This window comes from Aurantiacibacter arachoides (genome assembly GCF_009827335.1).
GTDB classification, from domain to species: Bacteria; Pseudomonadota; Alphaproteobacteria; order Sphingomonadales; family Sphingomonadaceae; genus Alteraurantiacibacter; species Alteraurantiacibacter arachoides.
The window spans coordinates 1928132-1946701 of sequence record NZ_WTYH01000001.1 but is presented as its reverse complement, the minus strand read 5'-3'; the positions used below and the strand labels follow the sequence as shown (position 1 = coordinate 1946701).

The 18570-nt window shown below is 65.4% G+C and carries 15 protein-coding genes; 3 read left to right on the top strand and 12 right to left on the bottom strand.

The annotated features are described in order from the left end of the window. Position 1 precedes the first annotated feature (1 nt). The 3 genes from GRI62_RS09560 to GRI62_RS09550 are packed head-to-tail and all read left to right on the top strand — an operon-like array spanning position 2 to position 2643. Positions 2 to 439 (top strand): YeeE/YedE family protein, encoded by a 438-nt coding sequence (locus tag GRI62_RS09560; protein WP_199799920.1) that lies wholly within the window; start codon positions 2 to 4, stop codon positions 437 to 439. Further along, positions 436 to 855 (top strand): protein tyrosine phosphatase family protein, encoded by a 420-nt coding sequence (locus GRI62_RS09555; RefSeq protein WP_131453146.1) that lies wholly within the window; start codon positions 436 to 438, stop codon positions 853 to 855. The genes GRI62_RS09560 and GRI62_RS09555 overlap by 4 nt, the downstream gene beginning before the upstream one ends. Positions 856 to 873: 18 nt before the next feature. Further along, positions 874 to 2643, top strand: coding sequence for a SulP family inorganic anion transporter (locus GRI62_RS09550; RefSeq protein WP_131453144.1), 1770 nt, complete (start codon positions 874 to 876; stop codon positions 2641 to 2643). A 499-nt stretch (positions 2644 to 3142) separates the two neighbouring features. Here GRI62_RS09550 and GRI62_RS09545 read toward each other — a convergent pair whose 3' ends face one another. From GRI62_RS09545 to GRI62_RS09490, 12 genes are all read right to left on the bottom strand, one after another. After that, positions 3143 to 4486 (bottom strand): efflux transporter outer membrane subunit, encoded by a 1344-nt coding sequence (locus GRI62_RS09545; protein WP_131453143.1) that lies wholly within the window; start codon positions 4484 to 4486, stop codon positions 3143 to 3145. After that, on the bottom strand, positions 4483 to 7593 hold the full coding sequence (locus tag GRI62_RS09540) for an efflux RND transporter permease subunit (RefSeq protein WP_131453141.1): 3111 nt from the start codon (positions 7591 to 7593) through the stop codon (positions 4483 to 4485). Before GRI62_RS09540 ends, GRI62_RS09545 begins: the two co-directional genes overlap by 4 nt. Continuing rightward, positions 7583 to 8713, bottom strand: coding sequence for an efflux RND transporter periplasmic adaptor subunit (locus GRI62_RS09535; protein ID WP_234032704.1), 1131 nt, complete (start codon positions 8711 to 8713; stop codon positions 7583 to 7585). The genes GRI62_RS09540 and GRI62_RS09535 overlap by 11 nt, the downstream gene beginning before the upstream one ends. Positions 8714 to 8827: 114 nt before the next feature. Then, positions 8828 to 9787, bottom strand: a complete 960-nt coding sequence (locus tag GRI62_RS09530; protein ID WP_131453139.1) for a fumarylacetoacetate hydrolase family protein — start codon at positions 9785 to 9787, stop codon at positions 8828 to 8830. A 4-nt stretch (positions 9788 to 9791) separates the two neighbouring features. Beyond that, positions 9792 to 10571, bottom strand: coding sequence for a cyclase family protein (locus tag GRI62_RS09525; RefSeq protein WP_131453137.1), 780 nt, complete (start codon positions 10569 to 10571; stop codon positions 9792 to 9794). A gap of 16 nt (positions 10572 to 10587) precedes the next feature. Continuing rightward, a complete protein-coding gene (locus GRI62_RS09520; RefSeq protein ID WP_234027579.1) occupies positions 10588 to 11253 on the bottom strand; it encodes a glutathione S-transferase family protein in 666 nt (221 codons plus the stop codon). A gap of 5 nt (positions 11254 to 11258) precedes the next feature. Continuing rightward, on the bottom strand, positions 11259 to 11765 hold the full coding sequence (locus GRI62_RS09515) for a hypothetical protein (protein WP_131453133.1): 507 nt from the start codon (positions 11763 to 11765) through the stop codon (positions 11259 to 11261). Further along, complete coding sequence (locus GRI62_RS09510) at positions 11762 to 12919, bottom strand: alpha/beta hydrolase family protein (protein ID WP_131453132.1); 1158 nt, start codon at positions 12917 to 12919, stop codon at positions 11762 to 11764. The genes GRI62_RS09515 and GRI62_RS09510 overlap by 4 nt, the downstream gene beginning before the upstream one ends. A gap of 4 nt (positions 12920 to 12923) precedes the next feature. After that, positions 12924 to 13826: a VOC family protein gene (locus tag GRI62_RS09505; protein WP_131453130.1), complete on the bottom strand. Its 903-nt coding sequence runs from the start codon at positions 13824 to 13826 to the stop codon at positions 12924 to 12926. Positions 13827 to 13846: 20 nt separating this feature from the next. After that, on the bottom strand, positions 13847 to 14962 hold the full coding sequence (locus GRI62_RS09500) for an FAD-dependent oxidoreductase (RefSeq protein WP_131453129.1): 1116 nt from the start codon (positions 14960 to 14962) through the stop codon (positions 13847 to 13849). 2 nt (positions 14963 to 14964) lie between these two features. Continuing rightward, complete coding sequence (locus GRI62_RS09495) at positions 14965 to 15927, bottom strand: MBL fold metallo-hydrolase (protein ID WP_131453127.1); 963 nt, start codon at positions 15925 to 15927, stop codon at positions 14965 to 14967. A gap of 29 nt (positions 15928 to 15956) precedes the next feature. Beyond that, the gene (locus GRI62_RS09490; RefSeq protein WP_131453126.1) at positions 15957 to 18455 is read right to left on the bottom strand and encodes a TonB-dependent receptor; all 2499 of its coding nucleotides are present in this window, start codon (positions 18453 to 18455) and stop codon (positions 15957 to 15959) included. Positions 18456 to 18570 lie beyond the last annotated feature (115 nt).

Below are 18570 nucleotides of genomic sequence, written 5' to 3'. Positions count from 1 at the left end.
CATGGCGCTGGTCCGCAAACTTCTTCCGCCGCTCGCCTCCGGGTTCCTGTTCGGCATGGGGCTGACGATTTCGGGCATGACCGATCCCGGGCGGGTGCGCGGCTTCCTCGACATCTTTGGTGACTGGGATCCCACGCTGGCCTTCGTGATGGGCGGCGCGGTCGTCGTCATGGCAATCGCCTGGCGTGTGCAGGCCCGCATGGTCAAACCGGTCTTCGGTGAGAGGTTCTCGCTGCCCGATCGCACCGACCTCGATCCCCGGCTGCTTGCCGGCGCCGCGGTGTTCGGTGTGGGCTGGGGCGTCGCCGGGCTGTGCCCGGGCCCGGCCGTGGCGTCGCTGGCCCTGTCGCCCGTATACGCCGCCCCCTTCGTCGCGGCCATGCTGGTGGGCATGCTGCTGCAGAAACTTACCATGGAACGAAAGGTCTCCAACCCATGACAAACCCCAAGCCCCTGTCGGACCGCCTGTCCGTCACCCCGCAGATCGATCCGGCTGCCATGCAGGCTCTCGCCGATGCCGGCTACCGCGCGATCATCAGCAACCGTCCCGATGGCGAGGAGCCGGGCCAGCCGGACTGGGCGACGATCGAGCGTGCCGCGCGCGATGCCGGCATGGAAGCGTGCCACATCCCGGTGGCCCCGGGCGCTCTCACCGATGACAAGGTCGCCGAATTTGGCGATGCCCTGCACCAGTTGCCGGCACCCATCGTGGGCTTCTGCCGAACGGGTATGCGAGCGGCTTCGCTGTGGGCATTGTCGAACCCGGACGAGCAGTCGCCCGAGACGCTGATCGCAACCGCCGCTGAGGCCGGTTACGACCTGTCGGCCCTGCGTCATCGTTTGGCCAAGGCCTGACGCCCGGCGTTTCCCGACATGCCAGCACTCGCCCGCTTCCTGCCGATCCTCCAGTGGGGCCGGACCTATAACGGCACCTTGCTGACCAACGATCTCGTTGCCGCCGGCATCGTCACGATCATGCTCATCCCGCAGAGCCTTGCCTACGCGATGCTCGCGGGACTGCCGCCGGAAGTGGGCCTCTACGCGTCGATACTGCCGATCGTCGCCTATGCCCTGTTCGGGACGAGCCGGTCGCTGGCCGTGGGCCCGGTGGCGGTCATTTCGCTGATGACGCTGACGGCCGCCAGCAGCGTCGCGCCTCCCGGATCGGCGCAGTTTATCGCCGCAACGCTGGTGCTGGCCTTGCTTTCCGGCGTGTTCCTGTTGCTGATGGGCGTGCTCAAGCTGGGGTTCCTCGCCAACCTGCTGTCCCATCCGGTGGTATCGGGGTTCATCACCGCGTCGGGCATCATCATCGCCACCAGCCAGCTCAAGGCGATCTTCGGGATTTCCGCCGCGGGGGAGGCCATGCCCGCGCTTGTCACAAGCCTGCTGGGCAACCTGGCGGACACGAACATGTCGACGCTGGTCATCGGCGTGCTCTCGACGGCGTTTCTGTTCTGGGTCCGCAAGGGCCTCAAGCCATTGCTGACAAGGCTGGGCCTGCCGCCGCGCCGGGCCGATCTCTTCGCCAAGGCGGGACCGATCGCCGCCGTGGCTGCGGCGACGCTGGCGGTCGTGCTGCTCGATCTGGAGGAGCGCGGCGTCGCCACCGTGGGGGACATTCCGCAAAGCCTGCCGCCGCTCACCGTGCCGCTGTTCGATGCCGGTCTGTGGCAGCAGTTGGCGATACCCGCACTCCTGCTTTCCGTCATCGGTTTCGTCGAATCCGTATCCGTGGCGCAGACGCTCGCGGCGAAGAAGCGGCAGCGGATCGATCCTGACCAGGAACTCATCGGTCTTGGCGCGGCAAATGTCGCCGCCGCGTTTTCCGGCGGCTATCCGGTAACCGGCGGTTTTGCCCGGTCGGTCGTCAACTTCGATGCAGGCGCGGAGACACCCGCGGCGGGCGCATTCACCGCCGTCGGCATCGCCATTGCCGCGGTGTTCCTTACGCCGCTGCTCTATGCGCTGCCGATCGCCACGCTGGCGGCGACGATCATCGTTGCCGTCGTGGGCCTTGTCGACCTGCGCACCCCGCTGACGATCTGGCGCTATTCACGCGCCGATTTCGCGGCGATGGCCGCGACGATCGGCGTAACGCTGCTGCTGGGCGTGGAGCCTGGCGTGATCGCCGGCGTCGCGCTCAGCCTGGCGCTGTACCTGTGGCGCGCGTCGCGCCCGCACGCGGCGATCGTCGGCCGGGTGCCGGAGACGGGGCACTTCCGCAACGTGAAGCGCCATACGGTAATCACCGACCCGCGGATACTCACCATTCGGGTGGATGAGAGCCTGACCTACCTCAACGCCCGCTGGCTCGAGGAATTCGTGCTGGAAACGGTGGCAGACCACCCGCAGGCCAGGCACCTCGTGCTGATGTGTTCGGCGGTGAACTCCATCGACGCCTCGGCGCTCGAGAGCCTCGAGGCGATCAACCACCGCCTGGCCGATGCGGGGATAAAGGCGCATCTGTCCGAGGTGAAGGGGCCTGTGATGGACCGGTTGCAACGCTCATCCTTTCTCGATCAGCTCAGCGGCCAGGTTTTCCTTTCGCAGGATGAGGCTTTCTCGAACTTGATCAGGAGAGGCGAGGAAGATGGGCCTCCGCAGAAAGATGATCTGTGGATGGCAAGAGGCATGATCTGACATCAGGGTCTGCGCCAGGATTCTCACCTGCCACATTGAAAGGGTTAAATTTTTTCAACGGTCGTTTAACGACTTTTCCGTATAACCCCCCGCACGTGGAGGGACGGTGGTGCTGTTAGGCGAGGCTTTGAAAAGCGGTCAACTTACTCAGTTTCTGGCAGGGATTGAGTTCGAGATCGATGACGCGAATTCATTCGATAAAATGCTTCTGACAACGATCAGGCGGGCTCGGTCCGAAATCCCTGCGTCATCTCGCAGATCAATCATGGCGGACTACCCCGTCCCTGCATGGCCGTCAGTCGACAGTAGTCCGGCGGGTAGCCGCGGTATTTTTCAGTTTATCTCGCGCCAATCGAAGACAACTTTCCCAACGGCGCGAACCCTGTCTATTTGGCGGTCGATTTGAACACACCTGTTGTGGCAGAAATATAAGCTCCGATTATCCCCGCAGCGATTTCCTCGCGACGGTCGATGCGCGGGCGACAAGGTGTCTACTGACCTAGTCAGATCCGACCGCGGCATGAAACGCCACGAAGGAACTGGCGAGGTCCGCTTCGCTGTCGATCAGGTCCTGTCGGCTGGCGATGAGCTGGCGCTGGGCGTCGAGTACGTCGAACAGCGAGGCTAGACCTTCCCGGTACAAGGCGTTCGACTGCGATAGCGCCGTTTCGCTCTGCTCGATTGCCTCGGCAAGTTCGTCGTTGCGCTGGCGGTAGGCATCGATGGATACGAGCGCGTTCTCGACCTCTCCCAGCGATTGCAGAAAGGTCGCGCGATATTCGGCCAGGCGCGCCTGCGCCTCGAACTGTGCCGCTTCCACCTCCGCCCGGCGGCGGCCGCCGTCAAACAGCGGCAGATCAATGGCAGCTCCCAGCGACAGCAGGAAATTGCTGAAGATGCCGCCCAGGGAGCCGTCTCCCAGGCCCAGCGTTCCGGGGATGGTGAGCGATGGTCGCAGGTCTGCACGCTCTATGCCGATATCGGCAGCCGCGCGTTCCAGACGGGCCTCGGCTGCGAGAATGTCCGTGCGGCGACGCAGCAGGTCGGCCGGAACCCCTGCCGGAGGGCCAAGGCCGTAGCGGGGTATGGTTGCCTCCGCAGGTTCGGGAACGGCAAAGACTCCGGGCGGTTCGGCCTGCAAGACGGCCAGCGCGTTTTCCGCCTGTGACCGGGCGATCGCGATAAGCCCGCGCTGGGCCCGCGTCTGCGCCAGATCCGCGGCGGCCCGGCGCACGTCGAGATTGGCGGATAGTCCTGCCTCGAACCGCAAGGTCACGATGCGCAGGGTCTGTTCCTGCAAGTCCGTTGACTGATCGAGCAGGTCGAGCCGCGCCCCGGTGCGACGATATTCGACATACTGGCTGGCAATCGCCGCCGCGACCAGGCGTCGCTGATCGGCCAGCAGGTAGTCCTGCTCGGCATAATCGGCCGCGGCTGCCCGTATCTCGGCGGCCAGTCGGCCGTTGATGTCGGGGTTGAACAGGCCGAACAAGCCTGCATCGGCCGTGACCCTGCTGTTGTCGGCAAGCGCGATGCCGACACCGGCCTGGCCATCGATACCGGGCAGGCGATCAGACCGTTCAGCGCGGAGCAGCGCCTCCGCAGACGCAAGCCGGCCCGCTGCCGCCTCCACGTTGAGATTGGCCTCAAGCCCGCGACGGACAAGCGCGTCGAGAACGGGATCGTCAAACCCCAACCACCATTCGGAGTCCACTCCGGAGGGCGGAAGATCGGTGGCATAGCGTGCTGGTGCCGCCATCTGCGGCGTTGACAGAACCGGATCACCGCGCGCGCACCCCGACAGGGCGGCCACGCAGACCAGCATTGCCAGCAGCCTACTCATGCCGGTGCCATCGTCATGTCTTCGTCCACGTCATCGATCTCGGCGTGCAACCTGTCGAGATTGACGGAGCGCGGCTTACCGAAGGGAGCGATGGCAAGGTAGATGACCGGCGTAAGGAAGAGCGTGAAGATGCCCGCGATGCCGAGACCCCCGAAGATGACCCATCCGATAGACTGGCGGGCTTCCGATCCGGCCCCGCTCGCCAGCACCAGCGGCAAGGCGCCGACCACCGTGGAAATCAAGGTCATCGCGATGGGGCGAAGGCGGATGGCGGCGGCTTCCTGCACCGCTTCGCGCACGCTGCGACCCTGATGGCGCAACTGATCTGCAAATTCGACGATGAGGATGCCGTTCTTCGCCATCAGCCCGATCAGCATCACCAGCCCGATCTGCGAATAGATATTGAGCGATACGCCTGACAGGAACAGCGAGAACACCGCCGCCGCCAGGGCGAAGGGCACCGTGAGGAGGACCACCAGCGCGCTGGTGAGGCTTTCGAACTGGGCCACCAGGACGAGAAAGACGATCACCAGGGCGAACCCGAAGGTGAGGAGGAAGTCGCTCGAGGCATCCTCCAGGCTTTCCGCATTCCCGCGCAGGATCATGGTGATACCGGGGCCGAGGGCGTCTGCGGAAAGACGCTCGATCTCGTCGACTGCGTCACGCAGGGGCGTGCCCGGTTCGATGTCCGCGCTGACTTCGATAGCGCGGCGCTGCTCGGTCCGCTCCAGCTCTGCCGCGACCCCCTCTTCCTCAATCGTCGTCAGGGTCGACAGGGGAATGAGCGACGCCTGATCATTCACGGTCCCGCGGATGTACAGATTGTTGAGATCGGACGGGTTCGTGATCGTGACGGCCTGCGCTGTCAGGAAGATCGGAACGGCCTGATCGCCGACGTTCACATCCACGATGTCTTCGCCATCGACCATCGTGCGCAGGGTCTGCCCCAGATCGTCCAGCTCCACGCCCAGATCGGCTGCGCGCTGGCGGTCAATCCGCAGCGACACTTGCGGTTGAGTGGGCTGATAGGAGATTTCGGCGTTGGAAAGGATGGTCGATTGCGTATCGATTGCATCGGCAAGAGCCTGGGCCGAGGCGTAGATCCCGTCATAGTCCGCGCCCGTCAACGCCACCTCGATACCGTCGCCCCCGCCACCGAAGCTGAGCGTGCCGCGCCCGCGTGCATTGGTCCGGGATCCGGGGATTTCCTGGAGCGGGCCCTGCAACTCCTCGACGATCTCGGTCTGGCTGCGGTCCCGGTCTGCCCAGTCGGCGAGCTGCGCGGTCACCCTGACGCGGTTGGGGTCGTATCGGCCCACGATAGAAAAGGTGCTCTGTATCGTTCCGTCGGCGAGGAAGGGATCGAGAACCTGTTCCACCTCGTCCAGCTCGCCGTCCATGAAGGCGATGCCGACACCGTCAGGGCCGGTCGCATCAACTTCTATCACGCCGCGATCCTCGTCGGGGACCAGTTCGTTTTCCAGCGAAGTGTAGAGCAGGCCGGCCGCAGCGGCAGCAGCTATTGCAACGAGTGCGACCAGCCTTGGCCTGTCGAGGCAGCGTGTCAGGACCCCGTCATACCAGTCGTTGGACTTCTGCCCCCAGCGGGCCAGGCGGCCGGGCGCATCGTCCCTGGTCGTCAGGTCGAACTGAGCCGCCAGCGCCGGAACGAGTGTGAGGGCGACAAAGCTGGAAATAATGACTGCCACCGCGAGCACGAAGCCAAACTCGCGAAACAGCCGGCCCGTCTCGGATGGCAGGAAGCTGATCGGCACGAACACCGAGACCAGCACGGCCGTGGTGGCGACGACGGCGAAGAAGACCTGCCGTGTTCCCAGCACCGAGGCGGCGCGCGGGCTCAGGCCCTTGTTCTGCAGGCGTTGCGCGTTTTCGAGCACGACGATCGCGTCATCGACGATGAGGCCGGTCGCAAGCACGAGCGCCAGGAGGGTAAGGAGGTTGAGCGAAAACCCCATCAGCCAGATGCCTGCAATCACGCCGACTAGGGCCACCGGAATGGTTGCGCTGGGCACCACGGTCGCCCGCCACGAGCGAAAGAACACCAGCATCGTGGCGATCACGATGGCGATGGTGAAGCCCAGGGTAACGAGCACTTCGCGCACCGAGATGCGGATGAAATCGGCATCGTCCGATACGATCTGTATCGAAAGATCGTCGAACCGCTCGTTCAACTGATCGACGCCTTCGCGGATGCTGTTGGAGATTTCGATCGTGTTGGAACTGGCCTGCCGCACGACCCCGAGGCCCACGATCGGCACCCCGTCGAGCCGCACGAAGTTGGTTGCATTGGCAGGGGCGAAATCGGCTTCGGCCACGTCGCCGATGCGCGTGGTGCCCGAAATCACGATATTCTCGATCATTGAGGGATCGGTTGCGCTGGCTTCTGCCCGCACGACAAGCTCCTGCGCGTCGGAGCGAAAGGATCCGACCGGCACGTCGTATGGCGCGCGTTCCAGCGCGGCGGCAACATCGGGCAGGGTGAGCCCGAACCGGTTCAGCCGCGCCGGGTCCACCGCGACGCGCATCTGCCGCGCGCGCGTGCCGAACTGCTCGATGCTGGCCACACCCTCCGCCGCCAGCAGTTCGGGTACGATGTCGCTCTCAACCATCCGGGTGAGTTGGCTCTCGTCATAAACGGACGACTGGACCGCCAGCGTCATGATCGATTGCGCGTCCTGGTCAGCCTTGACCACCGTGACCTGCTCGATCCGGTCGGGCAGCTCGCGGGTGACCCGGCTCACTGCCTCGCGCACGTCGGAGGCGGCGGTATCGAGATCGATGCCGGGATTGAATTCCACCCGGATGCGCGAACTGTTTTCTTCGCTGGAGGAATCGATCTGCCGCACGCCTGAAACCCGCGCCACGGCATTCTCGAGAAGGCTCGTCACCTCCGAATCCATGGTGCCCGGAGCCGCGCCCGGCAGGTTCGCCGTCACAGATACGATAGGCCGATCGACGTTCGGCAATTCGCGGACTTCGACCCCCATCAGCGCGGCGATGCCGGCGATGACGATCAACAGATTGAGAACACCGATCAGCAGCGGCCGCTTTACGGCCAGCATGGGCAGGTCGAACTTACTCCGCATCGCGGGATACGGCGTCCGGCATTGGGGCGGCTGGTGACCCCGAAGGGGCGGGCGGCCGGGGGCCACGCAGTTCGACATCCTGGCGACTTCCCCGGCCCGTCTGGACGAGGCGAATGGCCTGCCCGTCGCGCACCTTCTGCACGCCTTCCACGATGACGCGATCGCCCGCCCGGAACGTCCCGTCGACCAGCACGGTCCCTTCGCGCCTGGCGGTAATGGTGACGGGAATACGCACGGCTTTGTCGTCGCGCACTACGAACAGGTGTGACCCTTCGCCTCCCCATGCGATGGCCTGTTCCGGCACCGCGGGGCGGCTTTCCCCGGATCGCGTGAAAGTGACGCGGAAACTCATCCCCGGTCGGAGCCGGTCATCGTCGTTGGGGATCGCGGTGCGGACGATGAAGTTGCGATTGTCCTGCGAGATGCGCGTATCGGTTGCCACGACCCGGGCGTTGATCGTGCGCGACGGGTCCGAGAAGGGTTGCACCTCCACCACCTGCCCCGGCCGCAAGGCAGTGAAGATGGATTCCGGCGCGGGAAAGTCGACATACAGCGTGGCGCGCTGGTCGATCTGGGTGATCGGCGTCTGATCGTTGACCGTGTCACCAACGTCCACTTCGGTCAGCCCGACGTGGCCGGAAAACGGCGCGCGAACGGTCCGGTCCGCCAGGTCGACCTGCGCCAGTTCCAGGGCGACGCGGGCCGAGGCCAGCGCGGTTTCGCCGGCTTCGATCTGGCTTTCGGAGAGCGCGCCTGTATCTTCGATCCGGCGATAGCGGGTCAGCAGCTGATCAGCTTCCCACACGTCGACCCGCGCGGCCTCCACCGCGAGCCGTTCCTGCCGGTCGTCCAGGCGGAGGAGCGGCTGACCGGCCCGCACGAAATCACCCGCGGTGAACGATACGCCCGTCACCCGGCCAGCGGTCTCGGCAAAGATTTCCGCCGAGGTGCTGGCCCTGGCATTTCCGATTGCCTCGATGGTGATCTGCTCGGGCAGTACACGCAGGGCCTGGGCCACGACGGGCACAGGGTCACGTTCGCGCTCCTCCTCGGCTTCGCCACAGGCAGTGGCGAGGAAAAGAATGCAAACCGCCGATTTTTTGAAAAGCGTTGAAAGCACGCCGGCACGCTAGTGGAATAGCCTTGTAAGGGAAAGCGCTTCCCGATCAGGATCCGCATGCTTCAGGCATTCATGCGCGATGCGGAACAAGGCGCGCGCGACAAGGTCTGCGTGTCATGGCCGATAGTGTTGCGAACTGACAACCTGTTGGTCGATCACACCAAAAGGGTGCCGTCCCGCAGCATCCACACCGGCCATCCGCACCGTGTCGCCAAAACGCATGAACTGCGTGACGGCCGCGCCCTGGTCCACGATCTCGATCCCGCGCCGTTCGGCAATGCAGGATGATCCCGTCTCGCGGAAGTTCTCGTTGGAAACGGTGCCCGACCCGATGATCGTGCCCGCCACCAGATCGCGCGTCCGCGCCGCCCGCGCGACGAGTTCGTGGAAGCCGTAGGCCATTGGCCGGCCATTGGCTTTGCCGAACCGTTCGCCGTTCCAGTCCACCTGGAGATCGAGGCACACCCGCCCGTCCTGCCAGTCGGCACCCAGAGCATCGGGGGTGACGGCGAAGGGCGCCATGGAGCAGTGGGGCTTGGCCCAGACCCAGCCGAAGCCGGTCTTCATCTCGGGCGCGGCCAGCGAGCGCAATGACCAGTCATTGATCTGCACCACCAGGCGGATGTGCGCCATCGCCGCATCGGCACTGATACCCATCGGCACGGCATCGACGATGACGCCGAACTCGCCCTCGAAGTCGATACCGAGATCCTCCGACGGGAAGGGTATGGCGTCTGTGGCCGCGTAGAACCTGTCGGATGCCCCCTGGTACATCAGCGGGAAATCGACCGGCGGCTTCTTCACGCCCGTCACCTCGTCCATCAGCGCACCATGCGCGGGGTAGGCAGAGGCGTCGAGCCATTGCCAGGCACGGGGGAGAGGGGCTGCAACCACGTGCTCGGCCAGCGCATGGGGGTAATCGTCAATCGCAAGAAGGGTGGGGAAGTGCGCGTCCCAATCCTCCATCAGGGCCTGCATCGTGGCGACGGGAGCAGTGGCGAAGCGGGTGCCATCCGCCGACACGGTCACCAGCCGGCCATCGGGGGTTCCATCGCGCAAGGTAGCGAACCGCATGGGATCAGTCCTCGAAAATGGCAACGGCACGGGTCCATCCGGCGGACGCGCCCTTGATCTTGTGGGGGAAGCAGCTGACGGTGAAGCCGCTGCCGGGCAGCCCTTCCAGATTGTGAAGCTTTTCAAGGTGACAATAGCCGATGTCGCGCCCGGCCTTGTGCCCTTCCCAGATCAGCGACGTATCGCCCGTCTCGGCAACCTTTTTCGCGGTATGCGCGAAGGGTGCGTCCCAGCTCCAGGCGTCGGTGCCCGTCACCCGCACGCCGCGGCTGGTGAGATACATCGTCGCCTCGTAGCCCATGCCGCACCCGCGATTGATGAAATCGGGATCGCCCAGCGCCTTGCCCGCAGCGGTGTTGACCAGCACGATATCGAGCGGCTGCAAGTCGTGTCCGATCCGCGCAAGTTCGCGTTCGACATCCGCTGCGGTAACGACGTAGCCATCGGGCATGGCGGTGAAATCCAGTTTCACACCGGGCTGGAAGCACCATTCGAGCGGAATTTCGTCGATCGTCAGCGCCCGCTTTCCGCCATCCTGCGTGGGATGAAAATGCCAGGGGGCATCCAGGTGCGTGCCGTTGTGCGTGGTGAGCCTGACCCACTCCGCCGCGGCGAAGCCTTCCCCATCAGGCAGATCATCGGAGGTGACGCCGGGGAAAAAGGTGTTCAGCTCCTCCACCGTGTCTGCATGGCTCTGGTAGGTGATCTCGGGCCGCATGAAGGGCGGATCGCTGACGACATCGTTGCACAGGGTGATCGACAGATCGACGAAGCGGCGGGGCATGGCAGTTCCTTCGGGCTCAGTTAAGCGGGACGGTCTGGCCCGCCCGTTCGAGTTCGGCTTGCGCCTCGGCTTCGCGCGCCAGTGCGCGCAGCGCGGCGGGGCGCGCGTCGGCGCGTTCGTGGTGGGCGCCAAGATTGGGATAGGCGGCGGTATCGAAGCCGGCGCCGGCAATGCGGAACCAGACCCATGACAGATAGGCATCGAGGATCGACCATTCTTCTCCCGCCAGCCAGGGTTGCTGCCCGAGGTCCTGCTCCACGCTGCGTAGCTGAAAGGCCATCGCCTGCATCGCCAGCTCCCGCACCCGCGCGGGCGCGCCGTCCAGGTCGCAGAAGAACTGCGGCATCCGGATGCGGGTGACCAGCGGGTGAAGGTCGGCTGCGAACCAGGCGAGACGGGCCTGCACCTGCGCATCGGCCAGCGCGTCCCCGGTAAAGGGCAGTAACCGTGCGGCCGGAAAGGTGCGGGCGAGATAGGGCAGGATCGCGCTGTTCTGGGTCAGCGACTGGCCGCCGATCTCGAGCACCGGGACCTTGCCCGCCGGATTGCACGCCAGGAACGCCGGAGATCGGTGGTCGCCCGCCATGAAGCGCACCAGGCGCGTGGCGAAGGGCGCGCCGGTTTCCTCCAGCGCGACCAGCGTGACCCTGGCGCAGGTTTGCGGCGCGAAATGGAGGACCATGCTCGTCACGATACGATGCCCGGCACCGGTTGTCGGACCACGTCCTCACCTCGCAACAGGCGGGTGAGGGTGAAAAAGGTCACCGCCATGCCAAGGAAAAACCCGTAGCCCACCTTCAGCGTCAGGGCCTGCACCGGGGCGACGGTCTTCCAGCCCCCCAGGGTAAAAACCAGGGCCCACACAACCGCGCCGATCCCGCAGGCGATCAGCCCGGTAACGAATGCTTTGAGCACCAGCCGGGCCGTCGAAGGCTGGCGGGGCATATCGGCGGCAAGCGCACCGCGCGTGATTGCCCGCGACGCGAGGAACGAGGGTATCATGCTGGCAAAGAACGCCACGGCAAAGCCCTGCGGCAGTAAATCGGCGACCAGATGGCCCGCGCCCCACACCCGCACCGGCTGCCCCCAACCGAAGACCGCGAAGAAGAATCCTGTCGAGATGATTGCGTTCACCATGCCGCTGATCAGCGTCTCGCGCCGGATATGGCGGGCGAGGGCCACCGGCGGCGTCACGCGGTGTGGCCACCCAGCGTTTCGGCGAACCAGTCCGCGATCAGATCCCTGCCGTAAGCCATGTTATCCGCCCCCACGTGCTCGACCCCGCCTTCGCGATCGGTGAAAATCACCTTTTCCCGGCGCGGCGAATTGACGAGCTGGTCATACAGGTCGTCGGCGTATTTGGGGCTGATCTGCCGGTCGTTCGCCCCGTGGGTCACCAGGAACGGCACCCGGATGCGGTCCATGTGGCCGTTGAGGTTCATAGCCGCCGACTTCTCCAGGAAATCATCCTGTCCGTCCGCACCGAAGGCCCAGTGAACGTGCTGCCAGTAATGCGGCACGGGGTTCTCGCCTTCCCGCTCCATGCGCTTGTCCTGCACCTCGCGCCAGTTGTGGTTGGCACCCCACACGGCGCCGCTGGCAAAGCGCGGTTCGTAGGCGACCGCGCGCGGCGCGAAGTGGCCGCCCAGTGAAATGCCGGTCATACCGATGCGAGCGGGATCCAGGCCGTCCTGCTGTTCCAGCCAGTCCACCGCCTTGCTCGCCCAGTTCTCGCTGTGCGGATCGACGGGCAGGTCCTGCAGTCGCAACGCCTCGCCGGTGCCTGGCTGATCGACACACAGCGTGGAGATGCCCCGCCGCGCCAGCGCCGCCGGCATCCCCGTCCAGTAGAGCATTTCCTTGGCGCTATCGAGGCCGTTGCAGAACACCACGCAAGGCGCGGGGCCATCGCCGGGTGCGCGGGTGAACAGCGCCGACATGGTCCCCTGGGCGAGCGGTATCTCTACCCGTTCGCGGTTGATGGCGCCAAGCCGGGTCGAACGATCAAAGGTTTCCCGCGCCAGGGCGTAGGTCTGCGTGCGGCCCTCGCTGCCATGGCCCTGCATCCGTTCGGCCACCAGCAGGTAGAGGGCAGCGCGCTCCATCTTGTCGGATGCGGAAAAGGCGCGCCCTTTCGCCTCGTCCTCGGCGGCGAGTTCGAGCAGCTTGTGCCCCATGGCGGCCCAGGCCTGCATGAACTGCGGCGTGCCGGCATCGGCGCCATTGTCGGCGGCATCGAGGATGGGCTGGCACATGTCGACGATCTCCCCGATGCGCCCGCCGCTCTCCATCGCTATGGCGACCGAGAGGTTCCAGATGTAGTTCTTAAAGGGCGAATAGAGCGCCATGGACTCAGACCTCCGCAGGCTGGAACAGGCAGGGATCGGGCACGGCTTTCGGCATGGTCTGTGGCCCGCCGACGCCTGTGCCCCACTGGTCCATCACGTGCGGGCCCGGTTCGTGAACCTTGGCCTCGTGCGTGTCGAAATCGACGTCGTCCAGTTCCGATGCGTATTCCACCGCGAACCCCGCCGGCGTGCAGAAATAGGAGAACGTGTTGTTGCCCGCGGTGTGCCGGCCAGGGCCCCAACGCAGGTCCGTGCCGCGCTTGCGCAGGCGGTTGGCGCCGCGCATCATGTCGTCCACGGTCAGCATGTCGTAGGCCACGTGGTTGAGGCAGGGCGGCCCGGGCAGCAGGGCGATGCGATGATGCGCCTGGTTGCAGCGCAGGAACACCATGAAATCGCCCAGCCAGTCCGACACGCGGAAACCCAGCACGTCGCAGAAGAAGTCGGCCATCGCCTTGTGATCGGGTGAGTGCAGGACGATGTGGCTGATCTTGACCGGCATCCCCTCCCACCGCTCCATCGCGCGCTTGTCCAGCGCCTGCACCTCGGCGGATACTTCGAAGGGCAGGCCATCGGGAGAGAAGAAGCGGAAGGCATAGCCGCCGCCCGGCGCGTCGATCACGCGCGGTTCGTGGATGATCCTGCATCCGGCGTCCGCCACCTTTTCGTGCAGCGCGTCGACATCGGCGCGGCTGTCAGCCGCCAGCGCGATCACTTCCACGCAATTGGTGGGGCTGCGATGAAGGCGAACGACGTGGTGTTCGTCATGGCCATGGGTCTTGAACCAGGCGGTGTCGGCATCGCTGTCGACCTCCACCAGGCCCCAGTCCTCGGCGTAGAACTTGCGTTCCGTTTCGAACTGTTCGACGCCATAGCCGACGTAACGGATTTCGGTGACACGGCTCATCTGCTTGGATTCCCTGCGGTTCAGATCGGTTGAGAGGTGAGGGCGAACATCTCGGCGGTTGCCGCGGCGTTCTCGACAGGCGGGCCCTTGCCGATCTGTCCGTGACAGATGGCGAGCGATTTCTCGACGATGTAGCGGCACCGTTCGAAGCGCCGATCGCGGTAGGCGATAAAGGCCTGCTCCGGCGTGTCCGCGCGGGCGAGTTCCTGTGCGAGCACGATGGAATCCTCGATCGCCATGCCGGCGCCCTGGCCCAGATGCGGCGTCGTGGCGTGCACGGCATCGCCCAGCAGGACGACCCGGCCGACGTGCCAGGGCCCTTCCAGCAGCATGGTTTCCAGCGGCCGATAGACCACCCCTTCGTCGCGGGTGATGCCCTCTGCCAGGGCGCGTATTTGCGGGGCGGCGTGCGCCAGCTTGCCGCGCATGGCCTGGGCGATGCCGTCGGTATCGTAGCGGGGATTGCCCGGTTCGGGGGTTGTCACGAAGATATACATCGTTTCCGGGCCCATGGGCACGAGCCCGATGCCGGTCGGTCCGTTATACACGTGCAGCGCATCGAGATCGGCGGGGCGGGGCAGGTTGTAGCGCCACACCGCCTGTCCGGTGAATTGCGGGCGGGGCGCGCCCGGCATGATTGCGCTGCGCGTGTGCGAATAGAGGCCATCGGCACCGATTACGAGATCGAAGCGTTCGCTCCGCCCGTCGGAGAACCCGACGGTCACGCCATCGCCATCGTCCTCGATCGATTCTGCCACCACGCCCAGGCGCACGTCGGCGCCAGCGGCTTTCGTCCGGTCGCCCAGCACCTTGTGCAGCGCGGGACGGGAGATGCCCACGCTCGGCGGGTAGCCTTCCACCAGGCGCGGCATGGGCACTTCGGCCACGCGGGTGCCGTCGGGCAGGTGGATGGCCACCTTGTCGAACGGGACGCTGGCGGAAAGGTAGTCGTCAAGCAGGTCGAGGTCGGCCATGGCGCGAAGGACGTTGGACTGCTGGATGATGCCGACGCCGTAGACGGACCAGGTCGGATCCTTTTCGATCACGGTCACCCGGTGACCGTCGCGGCGCAGCGCGATGGCGGCGGTCAACCCGCCGATGCCGCCACCGATGACGAGGATATCGCGTTCCCGCATGATCAGAACCTTTCCAGATCGCTGGCGATGACGGCCGGCCCGGCATAGGCGGCTGAAATCGTTTGCAGATAGTCCGCGTGCCCGACCTCGCCCGGTTCGATGCCGACGAAATGGGTGACGATCAGCGCCCCCACGCCCGCGCGGGCGGCCAACTGGCCGACATCGGCGGGGACGAGGTGATGGCTGCCCAGATGGCTTTCCATCTCGGCAGCGATGGCGGGTGGCAGATTGGGCGAGTTGCGCCGGACCGCCGCAACCGTGTGCGCCACGTCCATCATCTCTGCCACCAGCAGATCCGCCCCGCGCGCCAGCTCCTCCACCGCGGCGCTCGGCCCGGTATCGCCGGTGTAGACGATGGCGCGGGCCGGGGTGTCGAACCGGAACGACAGGCTTTCGAAGCGGTCTGCAAGATCGCTGCCTGCCGGGAAGCTGTAGTGGGTGTTGCCGCGGGCGCGCACCTGCATGGACCCCACCTCCACGCTGTCACCGTCGCGCAACTCGATCACCCTGACGCCATCCGCGGGATCGCGCGGCGCGGCACCGGGGATGCCGTAGCCCGCGGTGGTGCCCGGCCCCATCGAGGCGACCAGCCCTTCGGTCATGGCGGCGGTGCCGGGCGGGCCGTAGACGATCAGGGGCCGTTCGGCATTGGTCTGCCAGCGCAGACCCAGAAGCCCGGCAAGGCCTGCCGTGTGATCGAAATGCAGGTGGCTGATGAAGACGCCCGTTATCGCAGCGGTCGGGATGCCGACGCGGGCAAGCTGGCCGCTTACCCCGTCGCCTGCGTCGACCAGGTAGTTTGCGCCGTCCACCACCAGCAGGTTGGCAGGCTGGGCCCGCGTGGCGCTGGCCACCGGCCCGCCCCGCGTGCCCAGCGTGATCCACTCCGCCCCGCCAGTGGACGAGACTGCCGACTGGGCCTGCGACGCCACTGCGGGCACGCCGGTCAGACCAGCGGCAGCCATCGCCGCCAATACGAGACGGTGTGGAAGCATCAGAAATCGTAGCCGATGCGCACGCCATAACGGCGCGGCGGTTCGTACGATCCGGCAGCCACGTTGCCGGCGCCCACCTGCAGGATGGCTGGCACGAATTCGTCCGTCAGGTTGCGAACGAATGCCGTGACATACCAATCGCCCAGGTCAGGGCGCAGGGTGACGGCTGCATCGATGGTAAGATCGTCACCGGTCTCGCTGGTCGGCAGGTAATTGAAGCCGACCACCCGATTGCTGCGATAGCGGCCATCGACGCTGCCGGTGAGTTCGAAGCCGCCCAGCAATAGCGTCTGCTGCACGCCCAGGTTCACCGTCCATTCGGGAGCGTTGAGTGCCGGCCGGCCCGAACAATCGATGTCGAACGAACGGCGCGGGGTAAGCACCTGGGTGAAGTCGCATCCGGTCAGCGGGGTCAGGAAGTTGGGCGGATCGCCGGCTGCGGAAAGGTCGATCTGGTTATAGGCGAAGCTGTCGTAGGTCGCATCGAGATACTGCACTCCGCCGCGCAACAGCGTGGTTTCGGTGACAAGCGCCTGGAAATCGATCTCCGCGCCCTTGATCGTCGATTCGCCCACGTTGCGGGTATAGAACGAATTGCTGCCACGCCCGTCCACGCCCAGCGCGGCGAGCTGCTGGCCTTCGTACTTCCAGTAGAACCCTTCGAGGTTCAACTGCAGGCGATTGTCGAAGAAGTTGTTCTTCGACCCGATCGTCCAGGCATCGATGTATTCGGGGGCGTATTCCTCCTGCCCGAAAGTCAGGTTGAAACCGCCGGCACGAAAGCCCGTTTCGAAGCTGGCGTAGACCAGGTTCTCGGGCGTAACATCGTATTCCACGGCCGCGCGGTAAGTGATCTCCTCGTCTCCGGCGACGCGTTCGATGTCGGAGGGCGTCACCACGACAAGGGCATAGGGTCCGCGCGGTCCGATGGGGCCATAAGGATAGCTGCCGACGATCGGCGCGCCGGTAAACGGAGAGCGGACGGGGAACAGCGCCGGGGCCAGCTGGCCGAGCGAGTCCGCCACGGTCAGGCCCACCGGAATGGTCGGCACCAGCGGACAGCTGGGCGGCCCGGGCGTGGGCCGGTTCAGGCAGACGGCGGCGAGCGTGTCCACTTCGGCATCGATCTCGCGTCGTTCGTCGGTGAAGCGCAGGCCGCCCACCAGGCGCAGGTCATCGGTAACGCTGAACACCAGCCGACCGAAGGCGGCAATGCTGCGGGTATCGGTTGCGAAGTCGTTGAAGGATACCGTGGCAAACTGGTTGTAGGAATCCAGGCCTTCGACGTGTTCATCGAAATAATAGCCGCCCACCAGCCATTCGACGGGTCCGGCATCGCCCGTCAGCCGGGCCTCGAAACTGGTCTGTTCGGCGACGTTCTGGTTGACCGCGCCCTTGAACGGCGGACCGTTGAACTGGTTGTCCAGACGGGATTCGCGGTAGGCCGGGATGAAGGTGAGCTCGGCAAAGCCAAGGTCGGCGGTCAATTCGGCGTTGATGCCCCAGTAACTGTCATCGCGGAACGGGTAGGCGTAGTCGGTCAGCGGCGAATAAAGCGGCGCTCCGACCGCAGTGTTGCGGATGAAATCCAGCGTCTGCGGTGCGAACAGGCCGGTGAAGGGCGCGGTGACGCTGGCAGGCGCGGGCACGAAGGTGAAATTGCCCGCGGTCGCGTTCGGGCTGAACGGGGTAAAGGCATAGACGCCCTGCACGTTCGTGCCGGGTCCGGTGCCTTGCTGTGTCGAGTAGTCGCCCGACAACCGCAGGGTGACATCCTCGGTCAGTTCGGCCAGGACCTGGGCACGGAAAGCCAGGTCCTCGCCCGAGCCTGTGCCGTCGGAATAATACCCGTCATTCCGGCTGTAGGCGGCGGCAAAGCGGGTTGCGAGGCCATCGGCCAGCGGCACGTTCAGGGCGCCCGTCAGTTCCAGCGCGTCGTAGCTGCCGTACTGGGCGGCAACCTCTGCGCCGAATTCGCCGAGGCGGGGGATGTTGGGGATGACATTGACCGCGCCGCCCGTGGCATTCCGGCCGTAAAGCGTGCCCTGCGGACCCTTCAGCACCTCCACCCGGTTGACGTCGAGGAACGAGGCCACCGTTGACGAGGGACGGCCGATGTAGACCCCGTCGAGATTGAAGGCGACGGCCGGATTTGTGTAGCCGTTGTTGCTGAAGTTGCCGACGCCGCGCACGAAATACCCGGCGTTCGCGCCGCCTGCCGCCACGACATAGAGCGCGGGCGCCACCTTGTTAAGGGCGGTCGCATCGGTGACGCCGGCCTGCACCAGTTGATCGCCGGCGATGGCGTTGATCGGGATGGCCGCATCCTGCAGCGTTTCCTCGCGCCGCTGGGCGGTAACGATAATGGTGTTGAGGCCGACAACGTCATCGTCCTGCTGCACCTGTGTGGCTTGCTGCGCTCCAGTGTCCTGGGCGAGGGCCGGAAAGGGAGCGAGGGCGGCGAGGGCGACGGACGCCCGCAGGATCATCTTGGACATTGTGATTGTTCTCTCCCAAGTCGGGCATTCGGGGCCCGATCTGGAGGCCAACTAGAGCGCTGCGGCCTAATCAGTCCAATTTTTTCTTTTTGTCACTTATCATCAATGATAGTGA